Below are 14,676 nucleotides of genomic sequence, written 5' to 3' on the forward strand. Positions count from 1 at the left end.
GACTTGGCCACACCCAAGTACGCTCATATTCTTCTCCGTTGGCCGGATAATTAGAGGAAAGCAGCGTGGGTGGTCTCAGTCGTATCGACCTGCGACGGCACCATTGAGGGCGCGCTGAGGTCGCGCCAGCCATCAATGGCCTCGGCGATTATCTGCGCCGTTGCGGCCGACAGGGTCCAGCCGAGATGGCCGTGACCGGTGTTGTAGAACACGCCCCGAATCCGTCCGGCGCGCGCCACCGGCATCATGTTCGGCATCATCGGGCGCAGTCCCGCCCATGGCGTGACCTTCGACGTGTCGACCGCTGGGAAATGATGTCGCACCCAGTCCACCAGCGGCTGGATACGGTCGGCGCGAATATCGCGGTTGAAGCCGTTGAATTCGGCCGTGCCGGCGACGCGGAAGCGGTCGGCGCCGAGCCGGCTGGTGACGATCTTGGCGGCCTCATCGAGCAGGCTGACGGTCGGCGCAGCCTCCCGGCTTTGCGGCGCATCGAGCTGCACGGTGATCGAATAACCCTTCACCGGATAGACGTTCACGCGCTCATTGAGCATCGCGGCGAAGTGGCGGCTCGCGACGCCGGCGCAGATGACGATGCCGTCCACCTGCAGGTCGTGTCGTGTCGGTGCCGCGGCATCCTGCGATGCGGTGTCGTTCCAGCCGATACGGAAGCCCTCGCCGGTGCGGGAGATCGCATCGACATCGGCTTCGTGGATGAAGGTTGCGCCGCGGCGGACACAGGCGTCAGCCAGCCCGCGCGTGAACTTGTGGATATCGCCGGTGGCGTCCGACGGTGTGAAGAAGCCGCCATAGCTGGTTGATTGCAGTGCGGGTTCGATGGTGCGGATTTCGTCCGGGGTCACCGGCCGGCGGTCGAGGCCGCCTTGCTGGAGCAGCGTGTTGACGCGCAGGCCCGCGTCGAAGCCGGCCTTGTTTTGATAGATATGGAGAATGCCGCGGCGCTCGAGATCGAAGGCGATGTTCTCGCGCTCGGCAATGGAAAACAGATGCTGCCGCGCTTCGATGGCGAGCCGCGTGGTCTCGATGGTGTTGGCGCGATAGCGGCCGATATTGCCGACGAACTCGCCGATCCAGGAATATTTGTGCCAGCTCGGCTTCGGATTCATCAACAGCGGCGCGTCGCTCCTGAGCATCCAGCGCAACCCCTTGAGGATGGTTGCGGCGCTGTTCCAGACTTCGGCGTTGCTGGCGGAGAGTTGCCCGCCATTGGCGAACGAGGTCTCCATCCCGGCGTAGCGATGCCTGTCGAGGACAGTCACCTGATAGCCGCGTTCGAGCAGGGCATAGGCCGTCGTCGCGCCGGTGATACCGGCGCCGATAATGGCAATGTGAGGCATGATGGTCTCTTAGCTCCCGTGCGTTAGAGTCGCCAATCCGCCGGTGAAAACCGGTGGCGGCGCCCCATCTGTCACGGTACCTGAGAGCTTGATCCGCATCGGGCCGAGGCCCGACAACGAATTATCCCCTTCGGTGGACGTCACGGCCTACGATGTATGGCCGTGTCGCCTCTCTCCAGATCGTCCTGACGACACGGTTCTTTTGCCTGAGAGTTTCCGGGGCGGTTGCTCCGTCGGCGCCGAACTCAAAAGCACGAATGCTCTTGCTTCAGTCTCTCCCGCATCATCGCGTTGGACGGCCGGACCCTATGGTAAGCCTCAAAATTGGACAAGGCTAAATTTCGACCGGCTGTGCCAACGCGTTGTGCAGTGCAAATCGATGTCAGTTCAAGGTCGCCAGCAGTCCCGCCATCAGGCGGCCGCGCTCGGCGAGGCTGTCGACCTCGATATGTTCATTGAGCGTGTGCGCGTCAGCGCCGCGAACCCCGAGCCCATCGAGGGTGGGGATGCCCATCGCGCCGGTGAAGTTGCCGTCGGAGCCACCGCCGGCGCTGCCATGCGGCAGATCGAGGCCCATCTCGCTGGCGAGGCCTTTTGCCTTTTCATACAGCGCCATGGTGCCGGCATCAGGCTCCCAGACCGGGCGGGTGACGCCGCGCGTCACCTTGAACGTCACGTCGTTGGCCGTGCCCGACAGCGCCAGCATCCGCTCGACGCCACGGTCGAGATCGGCCTGGCGCTTGGCCATGCTGAGCGCTTCGCCGGTGCAGGTTGTGGCAACGCAATTGACCCATTGGCCGCCATGGACGATGCCGACCGAGAACGTGCAATCCTCCGTGGTCATACCGTCGATCGCGACGATTTGCCGTGCCATCTCGCGAATCGCGGAGCGGCCGGACGATAGCGTCGCGCCGGCATGGCTCGGCTTGCCGGTTGCTTCAAGATTGAAGCGCGCGATCGCGTAGCGTCCGGTGACGACGCCGTTGTTCAGCCGGCCAGGCTCCGGCACCAGGACGTATTTGTTGCGCGCGGCTTCCGCCTCGATGATGTCGCGGGTCGACGGCGTGCCGACTTCCTCGTCGGGCGTAAACAGCACGGTGATCGGCAGCGGCGTCGTGAAGGACGCGCGCGCCAGTTGCCGGATCGCTTCGAGCGAGAGATAGTTGCCGCCCTTCATGTCGAAGATGCCGGGGCCGAAACATTTGTTGCCCTCGCGCCGCCATGTGAGCTTCTCGATGGTGCCGACCGGATGCACGGTGTCCAGATGTCCGGCGATCAGGATGCCGGGCTGGCCTTGCTTCGGGTGGGGAAAGCGGGCGCGGACGCAGCCGGCGAAACCTTGGCGCCCAGCGATGCGCTCAATCGTCGCGCCCATGATCGCCATCTCGCGCGCGGCGAGGCCGAGCATCCGCTCGACGGCGACCGCGTCCCAGGTCGGGCTTTCGCATTCCACCCAGCCGCGCAGGCCCTGGAGCATCGCTTCGGAATCAAAGGGAAGATTGGCTGGGTTCATGGATTTTCTCTCTTGGTTTGTTCGCATCGCGCGCCCTACGAAAGTCGGCGGCAGCGATTTTGTAAAGTCAAATGCGTCGTGCCGGCTCATTCATTTGTATACGTCCGATCTCGACCAAATCCGGATTGACGCGCATCATGCTTGATGCAAGTCTCGATTTCACAAGCCGTAGAGCATGTTAGTCCGCCCAAATAACGAACCGCATGCATAACGAATAAGCCGGCTTTGACCAGTTTCACGTCAGGAGAGATTGAATGTTCCAGAAGTCGCGTTGGAAGCAACACACGATAGCGGCCGCGTTGTCGGCGCTCGCGCTGTCGTTTGCGCCGCAGGAATTATCTTTTGTCCCGCAGGCGCTGGCCGCAGGCAAGACCATCACCGCGGTGATGCATTCGGATCTGCGTATCATCGATCCGATCCTGACCACCGCCTACATCACGCGTGATCACGGCTACATGATCTATGACACGCTGATCGCGACCGATGCCAACTTCAAGATCCAGCCGCAGATGGCGGACTGGAAAGTCTCCGACGACAAGCTCACCTACACCTTCACGCTGCGTGACGGCCTGAAGTGGCATGACGGCACGCCGGTCACGGCGGAGGATTGCGTCGCCTCGCTCAAGCGCTGGGCCAAGGTCGACGGCATGGGCCAGAAGCTGATGGATTTCACCGCCAGCATCGAGGCCACCGACGCCAAGACCATCACGCTGAAGCTGAAGGAGCCCTACGGCCTGGTGCTTGATTCGATCGGCAAGCCGTCGTCGCGCGTGGCCTTCATGATGCCGAAGCGTCTTGCCGAGACGCCGCCGGACAAGCCGATCCCGGAGCAGATCGGGTCCGGCCCGTTCAAGTTCGTACAGGCCGAATTCCAGCCCGGCGTGAAGGCGGTCTATGAAAAGAACAAGGATTATGTGCCGCGCAAGGAGCCGGCGAGCTGGACCGCGGGCGGCAAGGTCGTGAAGGTCGATCGCGTCGAATGGGTCACGATGGCCGACGCGCAGACCGCGCTGAATGCGTTGCAGTCCGGCGATATCGATTTCCTGGAGAATCCGTCGTTCGACATGTTGCCGACCCTCGAAGGCGACAAGGACCTGAAGGTCGAGACGCTGAACAAGTTCGGCTTCCAGACGCTCGGCCGCATGAACTTCCTCTATCCGCCGTTCGACAACATCAAGGTTCGCCGCGCGGCGCTGCTGGCGATCAACCAGAAGGACGTGCTCGACGCGCTGGTCGGCAATCCCAAATATTACAAGGTCTGCGTCGCCTTCTTCATCTGCGACACGCCGTTCGCGACAGATGCCGGCGGAGAGACCTTGTTGAAGGGCGGCGACATGGCCGCGGCCAAGAAGGCGCTCGCTGAGTCCGGCTACGATGGCACGCCCGTCGTCATCATGGCGCCCGGCGACGTCACCACGCTGAAGGCGCAGCCGGTCGTCGTTGCCCAGCAGCTGCGCGATGCCGGCTTCAAGGTCGACCTGCAGGCAACCGATTGGCAGACTGTCGTGAGCCGGCGCGCCAGCCAGAAGCCGCCGAAGGACGGCGGTTGGAACATGTTCTTCACCAACTGGGTGAGCGCCGACGTCTCCAACCCGATCACCAACCTCTCGATCGGCGGCCAGGGCAAGAATGGCGGCTGGTTCGGCTGGGCGGAAGACCCCAAGATCGAAGAGCTGAAGAATACCTTCGTTCATGCGACGTCGCTCGACGAGCAGAAGAAGATCGCGACCGAAATCCAGAAGGAAGCCTACGATCAGGTGATCTATGTCCCGCTCGGCCAGTATCAGGGACCGAGCGTTTGGCGGAAGTCGCTGACCGGCGTGCTCGATGGTCCGGCCACGCCGATCTTCTGGAATATCGACAAGTCGGAGTAAGGCAGCGGCGAACCTCTGTTCTCAACGCGAAAATGGCCGGGCTCAGTCCCGGCCATTTTTATGCATGCGTGCGAGCATTCGGCAGGTCTACCTTGCCTACAGGTCTGCCTTGCCTAGAAGTGTGACTTTGCCCAATTGTCATCCGTCGATCTGGCCGCGCCGTGGGTCGACAGGCTGCTGAGTTCGACGGGACCGACGCGCGCGGTGCTGATCAGGGCTAGCGTGCCGGCCGCCAGCACCAGGACAGCGTACACGACAACCGTTCCGCGGATCCATCTCCGATAGGTCGTGCGCTCCTCCGGCGTGGCATCGCGGAATTTCTGCGCGTTCAATCCGTTGCTGCAGTGGCCTGCGTCGTCGCCGTAATCGCTCATGACGATCTCCGTGCGTTGCTTGGATGGAATGAGGCTTACGGAAATACGATCATCGACGCGATATCGCCGGATGCAGTGCCTGGCGACATCGCCGCCCAATACAGTGCAAGCATCAAGATCATCGAGACGATCAGGTAGCCAACCACGATCAGTGCATCGTGATCAGGCGCGTCGCTGCGCGCGATCTGGGTTCGGTCGGTCATTGCCATGGTCTCATCTCCAAGTGAAAACAGGGACTGGGATGTGGCAGCCGCGCAATATGCGGCCGTAGCTTCCGGCGTGCTGATATTAGGATGAGAGGCCGCCGCGGCCTGTGAACCACGCCACAACCTGACAACACGAGGCGGTGATTGAGGGCCCGCGATTGGCGCGCGGGAGGACTATGCTGTCGGCATCCCTCGCGCAAACGGCTGGCATGCAACCTCGACTGGGATCGTTTGCCGCAGGTAGAGGTCGCGGGTATATTGTAAGTTCCGGGTCAGGTTTGCGCCGTAATTTAACCGCCCGCGTCCGTGCGCACCGCGACGATTCTATGGCAGACGACGATTTCAAGCCCGTGCCGATCGGCGTGCCTCGGCCGTCAACCGACGAGCACCGGGTGGCGCCGCGCCGTCGGGTCCTCAAGGCAGGAGCGATCGAGTTCGGCAGTGAAGCGATTCCCTGCACGGTCCGCAGCCTCTCGGCCTCGGGGGCCGCCATCGAGGTCAACTCTCCCTTGTGGTTTCCCGACCGCTTCGTCCTCGCCGTCGACGGCGAGCGGCGGCCGTGCAGGATCGTGTGGAAAAAGGAGAGGCGGCTCGGACTGACGTTCGAGTGAAGAGGTCGCTATCGCAGAGAGCTCGCCTGCGCCCGTCGGGCTTCGGCGTGGCAGCCTTCGCTCGCTGCGCGACGAAGGTGTCTCCAGGCTTGCCCAGCCGTAGCTCGCGAAGCGAGCGAAGGCTGGTGCGGGCGGTGGGACTCGAACCCACACGACGTTGCCATCGAGGGATTTTAAGTCCCTTGCGTCTACCAGTTCCGCCACGTCCGCATCTCGCCAGGCGCGCCGATATCTAGCGCGTTTGGTCGTTAAGTGGAATCCTCAATATTTCGCTCGAATAATTGCGCTTTCAATGGTTTAGCGCACCGGCCCACAATATCGTTTGATTTGTCCGCGGGGCGTGGATAAGGGCAGCGTGCCGCCGCGATCAAGCCTCAATCCGGACACCGGCGGCTGCTTTAGGCAATCTCAACACTGTCCGATTAAGAAAGCCGCATGTCCGCTCGTTTTTTACGCCGCCGAAACCCGTTACGCGCGGCCCTCGGCGTTGCGCTGCTCGCATTGGCGGCGGGCGCATCAGGCTGCGCGCAGATCGGCGAGAGCGTGCCGTCGGCATTCTCCGATCCCGCCAAATACGAGCTCTACGATTGCAAGCAGATCGAGACCGAGCGCAAGAGCCTCACCAACCGCGCCGCGGAACAGGAGGGCTTGATGGCAAAGGCCCAAACCGGCGTCGGCGGCGCCGTGGTCTCCGAACTGGCCTATCGCAACGAGCTGATTTCGATCCGTTCCCAGCAGAAGCTCGCGGACGAAGCCTGGCGCCGCAACAAGTGCCATGAAACGCCGCCGGCCAGCGCCGCCCCGGTGCCGGCGGCCACACCCACACCCAGCCCGAAGGACTCGCGGCAGCCGCGATCCCTGATTCACTAAAGATCGGTTGCGCTATCTGGCGCAAAGCGCTCACACCCGCCAGTCGTAGATCCAGTCCTGTCGCGCCAGCATGCGTTGCGGTCCGATCGCGCGGATGGCAAGATCGCGCGCGATCGCGGCCGGTCCGGTCAGGTGGTAGATGCGGCCCTGCTGCCGCGCCATGCGCTGCACCTTCAGCACGCGCGCGCGACGCATCCGCGTGTAGCGCTTCAGCGCGGCGGGAATCCCGGCAGTGTTCTCGCCGGTGCTGTCACTCAGGGCCTTTGCGAGCACGGCCGCATCCTCGATCGCCATGCCGGCGCCCTGCGCGGCAAATGGCAGCATCGCATGCGCGGCATCGCCGAGCAGCGCGACTGAGCCTGCGTTCCAGTCGCCGATATCGGGCAGGGTGAACAGCGCCCATTTGCGCCAGCCGTCGACCGCGCCGATCAGCATCCGCGCCGTCGCGGGCCAACTCGGCGTCGCGAATGCGGCCTTGATCTCGTTGGCGTCGCCGGGCGCGCTCCAGCCCGGCCTGTTCCAGGTGCCGGGTACGATCGCGACCACGTTGATCTGGCGCCCGGCCGAGATCGGGTAGGCCACCAGATGCGCATTCGGGCCCATCCACAGCTGCACCCGCGGCGCGGTGTATTCGCGCGGCAACGCGTTGGCCTCGAGCGTGCCGCGCCAGGCGATCAGGCCGGAGAATTGCGGCTGCACGTCCGGGAACAGGTGCCCGCGCACCGACGACCAGATGCCGTCGGCGCCGATCAGCGCCACCGCCAGTTCCTGCTGCCGCGTGGTGCCGCGGCGCTGGACCACGGTGAGCCCCTTGGCGTGCTTGGCCACGTCCTCGAACTGGCAGCCGAGGCGCAGATCGATGTCGGGATGGTCGTTGACCTCGGCCTGCAGCGCGGCCTGCAGGTCGGCGCGGTGGATCACCCAATAGGGCGCACCGGCCCGAAACGCAGCGGCCTCGCCGAGCGGCATCCGTGCGATCTCGCCGCCGGCCCGCGCGCTGATGATGTTGACGGAGTCAGGCGTCACCGCCCGCGGCGCAAGCCGCGGCTTCAGGCCGAGTTCGACCAGGATCCGGCTGGCATTGGGGGAGAGCTGGATCCCGGCGCCGGCTTCCTCGAGCCGCTCGGCCTTCTCCAGCACCACGACGCGAAAGCCTTGCGCTGCCAGCGCCAGCGACGCGGTCAGCCCTCCGATCCCGGCGCCCGCAACGACGACGGTTCGCGTCAGCGCCACGGAGCGGTCAGGCGACCTTGTCTTTCAGGACGCATTCCGGCGGGCGCGCCTCGCCGGCGCCGAGGTCGGGCGCGAAGCGATAGAGCGTCGAGCAATACGGGCAGATGATTTCGTTGTCATTGCCAAGGTCGAGGAACACGTGCGGATGGTCGAACGGCGGGTTGGCGCCCACGCACATGAACTCCTGCGAGCCGATCTCGATCACCGAGACACCGGCATCGTTGTGGAAGTGCGGGACGACGTGGTCGGACATATTCTCACCTTGGATGGCAACGACGGGCGGACGCATTCAGCAGCGCGGCATCGCGAAATGCCGCGCACCATACTGGCGGGAACCATTGATTCCAAGTAGCCCCGACCGCGCATTTGCTCATGCAAATTCGACACAATGTTGTCGTCCCAGAGAAGCCCTCCTTTGGTCGCAGCCGTTGTGTCTCAAAAACGGCACACTATTTCCAAGGTGAAATTAAAAGGGCGAATTAGACTGGAGTTTTCGCGGAATGAACCGGGTGCGTCTCAGCCTCGCGGTGGCCAGCATGGCAGCAAGCGCTGCCGTGGCTGGGGCTGTTTGGCCGCACGCCCGTGATGCCGGCATTGTGCTGGCGGCGCGGGACGATCCGGCTGATCTCGCCGATATCAGGCTGAATTCGGTCCTGCGAAGCAACCCTGCGTTGCTACCTGACAATATCGAGGCGGCGCTTGCCTCTGGTGACGCCGATCTTGCGGAGAGTTTTGTGGCGCTCGCGCATGCGAGGGACATCGCGCTCAGTGACGACCTCGCAAAGCGCGTCAACGACGCGGTCACCGAGCAGGCGTCCACCGCACATTTTGCCAAAGGCTTCGCAACCGGCCTGGTGACCGGCAATGCCGACGACGTCGCCAGCCTGTCGGGCACGGTTGCCGGTGATCTGTTCGTGTTCGGTGACGTCAGGGACGTCGTACGCGAGGGCAAGCACCTGGCGATGGGCGAGGAGACCGACCGTCTGGTGCTCGGACTTGCGGCTGCGGGGCTCGCGATAACCGCGGCGACCTATGTCTCGGTCGGCAGCACCGGGCCGCTGCGCGCCGGACTGACGCTGGTCAAGGATACGCGCAAGGCGGGACGGCTCAGCGAAGGGCTGATCGAATGGGCCGGCCGCTCGACGCGCGATGTGGTCGACGGACCCGTCCTGCAAGAGGCTGTTGCAGCCGGCTCGGTGTTTCGGCCGGCGGAGACTGCAAGTGCGATCCGCGCCGCGTTCCGTGCCGACAAGGCCGGTGCGCTGGTTCGCGTCGCCAAGGACGTCGGACGCGTTGGCGAGGCAGCCGGTATTCGCGCCGCCCGGGATACGCTGAAGGTCGCGGAGAATCCGAAAGAGATTGCGCGCGCCGCCCGGATCGCGGAGGCGAAGGGTGGTCAGACCCGCGCGATTCTGAAGCTGCTCGGCCGCGGCGCGCTGTTGCTTGCGGCCGGGGCGTTCAACCTGTCGCTATGGCTGTTCGGCGCGTTGCTCACGTTGTTCGGCTTCCTGTCATCGATCAAGGCGACCGCCGAGCGGGCCACCACATCATGGCTCGCGCGAAGCAAGGCACGACGCCTGAAGCGGCAAATGGCGGCCGAGGTTGCGCTGGCAGGTCCTGCCGGGCAGGGCTAAGCTTGCGATCGCCTTTCGATCGCCAATCCAAATCTCCCCAGAAGCAACGGAATTGAAGATGCCGAGTTTTCATCACGGCGACGTTGAAATTGCCTATCTCGACGAGGGCGAGGGCGAGCCGATCGTGCTCGTGCATGGATTTGCCTCCAGCAAGAACGTCAACTGGGTCTATCCAACCTGGGTGTCTGACCTGGTCAAGGCCGGCCGACGCGTCATCGCGCTCGACGATCGCGGCCACGGCGATTCCACGAAGCTCTATGATCCCGCGCAATACGAGATCGCGATCATGGCGAGCGACGTGGTCGCGCTGATGGATCACCTCAGAGTCACGCGCGCGGACATCATGGGCTACTCGCTGGGCTCGCGGATGACGGCGGTCCTGGCACGTGAAGCGCCTGAGCGGCTGCGCTCGGCGATCCTGGGTGGCATCGGCATCGGATTGATCGAAGGCGGGGGGCCCGGCGAGAATGTCGCCGACGCGCTGGAGGCGGCCTCGCTCGACGACGTCACCGATCCGGTCGGCCGCACCTTCCGTGCCTTTGCCGATCAGACCCGTTCCGACCGCCGCGCGCTCGCCGCCTGCCTGCGCGGTTCGCGGCGCCTGATGACGCGCGAGGAGGCTAGCCTCATTCGTGTGCCGGTCCTGATTGCGGTCGGCAGCAAGGATGAGATCGCTGGCTCGGCATCCGCGCTTGGCGCAATCATTCCGGGCGCGGAAGTGCTCGATATCCCGAACCGGGATCATATGCGTGCGGTCGGCGACAAGGTCTACAAGACGGGCGTTGCCGACTTCCTCTCACGGCGACCCTAGCTTGGTCACGTTTGCAGCGAGCCCCCGTCTTGGGCTGGCCATGCCCAAAACCACCGTCGGGACGAAATTCGTCAATAGTTGCAGGTGCACGGCTTGATTTCGGCAAAATCCCGACCAATTGCCATAGACGCCCGCCGGGGGCGTTCGGTTGGGGTTTACCGTACCGAGCCGCTCCGGGACGCGTGCCATCCGCCGTGCTATAATGCACCACCGAACAACTGAATTACGAGACCAGCCCATGGCAGTTCATCAGGTCAACCCGCAGGGGGGGAAGCTTGCGGCGCTCGATCCGATCTGGGATCGCATCCGCGGCGAGGCCGAAGATATCGTCCGTCGCGAGCCCGAGCTTGCGTCCTTCATCTATGGGACCGTGCTGCATCATGAGCGCCTGGAAGATTCGGTGGTGCATCGCATCGCCGAACGGCTTGATCACGCGGCGCTGTCAGGCGACCTGATCCGCCAGACCTATGACGAGGCGCTGCGCGATGCGCCCGATCTCGGCAACGCGTTCCGCGCCGATCTCGTCGCCGTCTATGATCGCGATCCCGCGACCGCGCGCTTCATCGATCCCTTGCTCTACTTTAAGGGCTTTCACGCGCTGCAGACCCATCGTCTCGCGCACTGGCTCTATCAGAAGGGCCGCAAGGATTTCGCCTATTACCTGCAGAGCCGCTCCTCGGCGGTGTTCCAGACCGACATCAACCCGGCCGCGAAGATCGGCCGCGGCATCTTCCTCGATCATGCCACCGGCTTCGTCTGCGGCGAGACCGCCGTGATCGAGGACGACGTCTCGATCCTGCACGGTGTGACCCTCGGCGGTACCGGCAAGGAGAACGAGGACCGGCATCCGAAGATTCGCCATGGCGTGCTGATCGGCGCGGGTGCCAAGATTCTCGGCAATATCGAGATCGGCCATTGCGCGCGCATTGCGGCGGGCTCCGTCGTGGTCAAGGCGGTGCCGCACAACGTCACGGTCGCAGGCGTGCCCGCAAAGATCGTCGGCGAGGCCGGCTGTGCCGAGCCGTCGCGCACCATGGACCAGATGATCAACGCCATCGGGCTTTGATTTCGTTCACTTTCTGACGGCGGTACGCTAACGGAAGGATCGTGTTGCCAGAGCCTGAAAAGGCGCTGGCGATCCTTGCCGTCTCGTTCTAAAACTTCCCGGAAAATCATCGACCCGATTGGAGAGTGCCGTGGACGTTCTGGAAGTCAGGAAGCTTGACGCGTATCTTAAGCGCGTATTTGGCAATCCCAAGATCCGCGTGTCGCCGCGGCCGAAGAAGGACGACTCAGCCGAGGTCTATATCGGCGACGAATTCATCGGCGTCTTGTTTGTCGATGACGAGGACGATGATCGCTCGTTCCAGTTCCAGATGGCGATCCTCGAAGAGGATCTGGCGGATCTGAGCGAGTAGCCGCTCGGCAGATTACCGTAGGCACGATGCCGGGTGGGCAAAGCGCAAGCGTGCCCACCATCGCAGGCGGAATCAAAATGGTGGGCACGGCGCTGCGCGCCTTTGCCCACCCCACAAAATCATCTCAGCCCTTCGCGCTGTGCATTTGCGCGGACAGGCGATCCATCGCATTTGCGATGTCGCGCCATTGCGCGAGCCAGCTTCGTGGAAAACGGAACGTCAGGTCGGCACCCTCGATGCGCCGCTCGCTCAGGCACATGCCGGGCGTGGTGGCGTCGCGGGTGCAGCGCGCGGCCAGCGCCGGCTCGCCGGCGATGACCAGGTCCTCGCCGGCATAGGGCGAGCCGTCGCGAAAGGCGCGCGTCGTCAGGCCATCGTCGGTCGTCGCGGCCGCTTCGAGATAGCGCGGATAGATCGTGCGCAGCCGTATCTCGGGCGCGAGGGAATTGTGGTGAGCCGCGATCGACACGAAGATGCGGTCGATCGGCTGCACCTTGTCCTCGATCGTTTCGGCGCTGTAGTGCTTGGGCGCTGCGGGCGCCTCCAGCGACGGATAGAGGAAGTCGAGGTCGACGCGCTCCTGCGGCCCGGAATGGCGTTGGATCTTCATCCGCACCGCCAATGTCGGCACGTTGAACAGCGTGCCCCCGACGCTGACCGGCAGCCGCGACGGGTCGCTCGGCGGAGCCGTGGTGTAGGTCGGCCACAACAGATAGGCGACGAGCGTGATCGCGCCGGCCGCGATGACCGCCGACAGGATGATCGGGACCAGATGCGCGCGCGGGTTGCGGCGGGTGTCGCGTGCGAGATGCTGGGCGGTCGAGAGGAGCGTCATGGGCGAGGTGTCGGATCAGGGCAGAAGTGATCGAATCATCCGCCGAATATGCCACGCGGCGGCGGGTTTCCGTATGATTCCAAAGGAATCCGCAACCCGCGAGCCATGCGCAAACGAGGCGGCCGGCCCGGTGGGTTAACCCTTTCTTAAGGATGATGTGGCGGCGAGCCGGTAATTTTGCGATGCAGGGCAGCGGTTAGTTGCGTAGAGCGGAAGTTCCCATGTCGCCCGATACCCTCAATTCCCTGTTCTCGCTTTTCATTGGCTTTGCCTTCGCGGGCGCGTTGGCCAACGGCTATCAGGTGATGGCTGAGCGCCCGGCCGGGTTCGGGTTGCTGCAGGAGGGGGCGGTGCCGAAGACCTTCGCGGCGGTTCCGTTCCTGGTCTTCGCCGCGCCCTTCATCATCATGCGCAACACGCTGCGTGGCGCACGGATCGAGCGCCGCCGCTTCGAATTCGTGATGATGGCGACCGTGATCGCGGGCTTCTGGAGCCTGATGTCCGGCACCTTCTTCGTGATGACGCTACGCGCCGCCGGCGTGCTGGCTTGATCTGCCTCGCTTGAAACCACGTTAGCCGCCGTGCCAAGGTCGCGCCTCGACTAGAGCTTCGGTTCTGATTGAATCAGAACCGAAGCTCTGGATTCTCGTTTTGACGCGTTTTCTTCACGCGAACCGGTATCCACTTCGCTCGAAAACGCTCTAGGGAGACCTTCATGGCGATCTACGAGCTCGACGGGCAGGGGCCCGATCTTCCCGCTGACGGCAATTACTTCATCGCTGACACCGCCGTTGTGATCGGCAAGGTGCGCTTGCTACCGAAGGCGAGCGTCTGGTTCGGCGCCGTGCTGCGCGGCGACAATGAATGGATCGAGGTCGGTGAGGGCTCCAACGTCCAGGACAATTCGACGCTTCACGTCGACCCTGGTTTTCCGCTTGTGATCGGCAAGGACGTCACCATCGGCCACAATGCGATCGTGCATGGCTGCACGCTGGAAGACGGCGTGTTGATCGGGATGGGATCGATCGTAATGAACGGCGCGCGGATCAGGCGCGGCAGCGTCGTCGGTGCCGGTTCTGTCATCACCGAGGGCAAGGAATTTCCGGAATACTCGCTGATCATCGGCGCGCCCGCACGCGTAATCCGCACACTGGACGCGGCTCAGATCGAGGTGATGACGAGGCCGGCCAAGTCCTACGCCATCCGGGGCCCCCAATACAAAGCCGGGCTGAAGAAGATCGGCTGAGGCGGCCTCAGGTCTTCCGGCCGCGCTTGCTTGTGCGCTTCGGCGTTGCGGGATTTTGCTTCGGTATGTCCCGAAGTCTTGCGCTCTTGCGCAGCGCGTCCCTCAGGTCGATCGGGATACCGTGCTTCTTCAGCAGGTCGGCGAAGGCCTCGTCGGCCAGCTCCTGCAAGGTGCCCATCCGGTCGCGTCCAAGCTGCTTCAGCTTGTCGAACGTATCATCGTCAAACTCAATCAGCTTGCGCAAATTGCATTGCTCCAATGCTGCCGGAACTGCGGCCTTGTGGGATTGTTGACGCCCGCAAGGGAGAATTTCTATGCGCAAACTATCCGCCACCGCCGCACTGGCGACAATCGCAATTCTGCTGGCGTCTCCGGCCGCCTTTGCTCAAGGGGCCGGACAAGGCACCGGCAGCCCCTCGTCAGGCCGCACCACGTCTTCGCAACTCGCGCCGCCGCCTGGCACCAATGGCACCGCGCAATCCGCGGGAGGCCGATTGAACACGGGTGAGGGCGTCACGACCGGCTCGGCAACCACCCAGAGCGCCGACCAGGCGATTGCCAACGAGAACAAGTCGATCGACAGTCGGCTGAAGGGCATCTGCCGTGGCTGCTAGATGAACGCGGGTCGCGCAGAAGTGAGCGCGCCACGCCACGCGCGCGGGAAGCTGCGGTCCTACATTGGGTTAGCATGAT

At 63.8% G+C, this 14,676-nt stretch carries 18 protein-coding genes, 1 tRNA gene and 2 riboswitches; of the genes, 10 read left to right on the forward strand and 9 right to left on the reverse strand.

Going from position 1 to position 14,676, the window contains the following annotated elements; genetic code table 11:
- Positions 1 to 50: 50 nt before the first annotated feature.
- Together UP09_RS26465 and UP09_RS26470 are read right to left on the reverse strand one after the other, a co-directional pair.
- Positions 51 to 1,358, reverse strand: coding sequence for a D-amino acid dehydrogenase (locus tag UP09_RS26465; RefSeq protein WP_044541278.1), 1,308 nt, complete (start codon positions 1,356 to 1,358; stop codon positions 51 to 53).
- A 66-nt stretch (positions 1,359 to 1,424) separates the two neighbouring features.
- Positions 1,425 to 1,539, reverse strand: a riboswitch (glycine riboswitch).
- Between the two features lie 3 nt (positions 1,540 to 1,542).
- A riboswitch (glycine riboswitch) is annotated at positions 1,543 to 1,649 on the reverse strand.
- 91 nt (positions 1,650 to 1,740) lie between these two features.
- The gene (locus UP09_RS26470) at positions 1,741 to 2,871 is read right to left on the reverse strand and encodes a M20/M25/M40 family metallo-hydrolase (protein ID WP_044541279.1); all 1,131 of its coding nucleotides are present in this window, start codon (positions 2,869 to 2,871) and stop codon (positions 1,741 to 1,743) included.
- A 254-nt stretch (positions 2,872 to 3,125) separates the two neighbouring features.
- Here UP09_RS26470 and UP09_RS26475 point away from each other — a divergent pair, with 254 nt between their 5' ends.
- Positions 3,126 to 4,745, forward strand: coding sequence for an ABC transporter substrate-binding protein (locus UP09_RS26475; protein ID WP_082070297.1), 1,620 nt, complete (start codon positions 3,126 to 3,128; stop codon positions 4,743 to 4,745).
- A 113-nt stretch (positions 4,746 to 4,858) separates the two neighbouring features.
- Here UP09_RS26475 and UP09_RS26480 read toward each other — a convergent pair whose 3' ends face one another.
- Together UP09_RS26480 and UP09_RS37775 are read right to left on the reverse strand one after the other, a co-directional pair.
- Positions 4,859 to 5,119, reverse strand: coding sequence for a hypothetical protein (locus UP09_RS26480; RefSeq protein WP_044541280.1), 261 nt, complete (start codon positions 5,117 to 5,119; stop codon positions 4,859 to 4,861).
- A gap of 35 nt (positions 5,120 to 5,154) precedes the next feature.
- Positions 5,155 to 5,328, reverse strand: a complete 174-nt coding sequence (locus UP09_RS37775; RefSeq protein WP_156164791.1) for a hypothetical protein — start codon at positions 5,326 to 5,328, stop codon at positions 5,155 to 5,157.
- 323 nt (positions 5,329 to 5,651) lie between these two features.
- On the opposite strand from UP09_RS37775, the gene UP09_RS26485 reads away from it, so the two are divergent.
- Positions 5,652 to 5,936, forward strand: coding sequence for a PilZ domain-containing protein (locus UP09_RS26485; protein WP_044541281.1), 285 nt, complete (start codon positions 5,652 to 5,654; stop codon positions 5,934 to 5,936).
- Positions 5,937 to 6,059: 123 nt separating this feature from the next.
- On the opposite strand, the gene UP09_RS26490 is transcribed toward UP09_RS26485, so the two are convergent.
- A tRNA-Leu gene (locus UP09_RS26490) sits at positions 6,060 to 6,146 on the reverse strand.
- Positions 6,147 to 6,371: 225 nt separating this feature from the next.
- Between UP09_RS26490 and UP09_RS26495 the strand changes: the two genes are divergently transcribed.
- Positions 6,372 to 6,806 carry a hypothetical protein gene (locus UP09_RS26495; protein ID WP_044541282.1) on the forward strand — a complete coding sequence of 145 codons (435 nt, stop codon included), beginning with the start codon at positions 6,372 to 6,374 and terminating at the stop codon, positions 6,804 to 6,806.
- A 30-nt stretch (positions 6,807 to 6,836) separates the two neighbouring features.
- Here UP09_RS26495 and UP09_RS26500 read toward each other — a convergent pair whose 3' ends face one another.
- Both UP09_RS26500 and UP09_RS26505 read right to left on the reverse strand, forming a co-directional pair.
- On the reverse strand, positions 6,837 to 8,039 hold the full coding sequence (locus UP09_RS26500; RefSeq protein ID WP_044541283.1) for an FAD-dependent monooxygenase: 1,203 nt from the start codon (positions 8,037 to 8,039) through the stop codon (positions 6,837 to 6,839).
- Between the two features lie 7 nt (positions 8,040 to 8,046).
- Complete coding sequence (locus UP09_RS26505) at positions 8,047 to 8,292, reverse strand: zinc-finger domain-containing protein (RefSeq protein WP_044541387.1); 246 nt, start codon at positions 8,290 to 8,292, stop codon at positions 8,047 to 8,049.
- 247 nt (positions 8,293 to 8,539) lie between these two features.
- Between UP09_RS26505 and UP09_RS26510 the strand changes: the two genes are divergently transcribed.
- From UP09_RS26510 to UP09_RS26525, 4 genes are all read left to right on the forward strand, one after another.
- Entirely contained in the window at positions 8,540 to 9,673 is a 1,134-nt protein-coding gene (locus tag UP09_RS26510) for a hypothetical protein (protein ID WP_044541284.1), read from the forward strand.
- Between the two features lie 58 nt (positions 9,674 to 9,731).
- Positions 9,732 to 10,484: an alpha/beta fold hydrolase gene (locus tag UP09_RS26515; protein WP_044541388.1), complete on the forward strand. Its 753-nt coding sequence runs from the start codon at positions 9,732 to 9,734 to the stop codon at positions 10,482 to 10,484.
- Between the two features lie 238 nt (positions 10,485 to 10,722).
- Positions 10,723 to 11,550 carry a serine O-acetyltransferase gene (gene cysE, locus UP09_RS26520; RefSeq protein ID WP_044541285.1) on the forward strand — a complete coding sequence of 276 codons (828 nt, stop codon included), beginning with the start codon at positions 10,723 to 10,725 and terminating at the stop codon, positions 11,548 to 11,550.
- A 130-nt stretch (positions 11,551 to 11,680) separates the two neighbouring features.
- Positions 11,681 to 11,902: a DUF3126 family protein gene (locus UP09_RS26525; protein WP_044541286.1), complete on the forward strand. Its 222-nt coding sequence runs from the start codon at positions 11,681 to 11,683 to the stop codon at positions 11,900 to 11,902.
- A 124-nt stretch (positions 11,903 to 12,026) separates the two neighbouring features.
- Here the strand turns inward: UP09_RS26525 and UP09_RS26530 are convergent, their stop codons facing one another.
- The gene (locus tag UP09_RS26530; RefSeq protein ID WP_044541287.1) at positions 12,027 to 12,737 is read right to left on the reverse strand and encodes a hypothetical protein; all 711 of its coding nucleotides are present in this window, start codon (positions 12,735 to 12,737) and stop codon (positions 12,027 to 12,029) included.
- A gap of 221 nt (positions 12,738 to 12,958) precedes the next feature.
- Between UP09_RS26530 and UP09_RS26535 the strand changes: the two genes are divergently transcribed.
- Entirely contained in the window at positions 12,959 to 13,288 is a 330-nt protein-coding gene (locus UP09_RS26535; protein ID WP_044541289.1) for a DUF6949 family protein, read from the forward strand.
- Positions 13,289 to 13,452: 164 nt separating this feature from the next.
- On the forward strand, positions 13,453 to 13,983 hold the full coding sequence (locus UP09_RS26540; RefSeq protein ID WP_044541290.1) for a gamma carbonic anhydrase family protein: 531 nt from the start codon (positions 13,453 to 13,455) through the stop codon (positions 13,981 to 13,983).
- A 7-nt stretch (positions 13,984 to 13,990) separates the two neighbouring features.
- Here the strand turns inward: UP09_RS26540 and UP09_RS26545 are convergent, their stop codons facing one another.
- Positions 13,991 to 14,227, reverse strand: a complete 237-nt coding sequence (locus tag UP09_RS26545) for a hypothetical protein (RefSeq protein ID WP_044541389.1) — start codon at positions 14,225 to 14,227, stop codon at positions 13,991 to 13,993.
- Positions 14,228 to 14,297: 70 nt separating this feature from the next.
- Between UP09_RS26545 and UP09_RS26550 the strand changes: the two genes are divergently transcribed.
- Positions 14,298 to 14,597: a hypothetical protein gene (locus UP09_RS26550; RefSeq protein WP_044541291.1), complete on the forward strand. Its 300-nt coding sequence runs from the start codon at positions 14,298 to 14,300 to the stop codon at positions 14,595 to 14,597.
- Positions 14,598 to 14,676 lie beyond the last annotated feature (79 nt).

Source organism: Bradyrhizobium sp. LTSP885 (assembly GCF_000938305.1).
Taxonomy (GTDB): domain Bacteria; phylum Pseudomonadota; class Alphaproteobacteria; order Rhizobiales; family Xanthobacteraceae; genus Bradyrhizobium.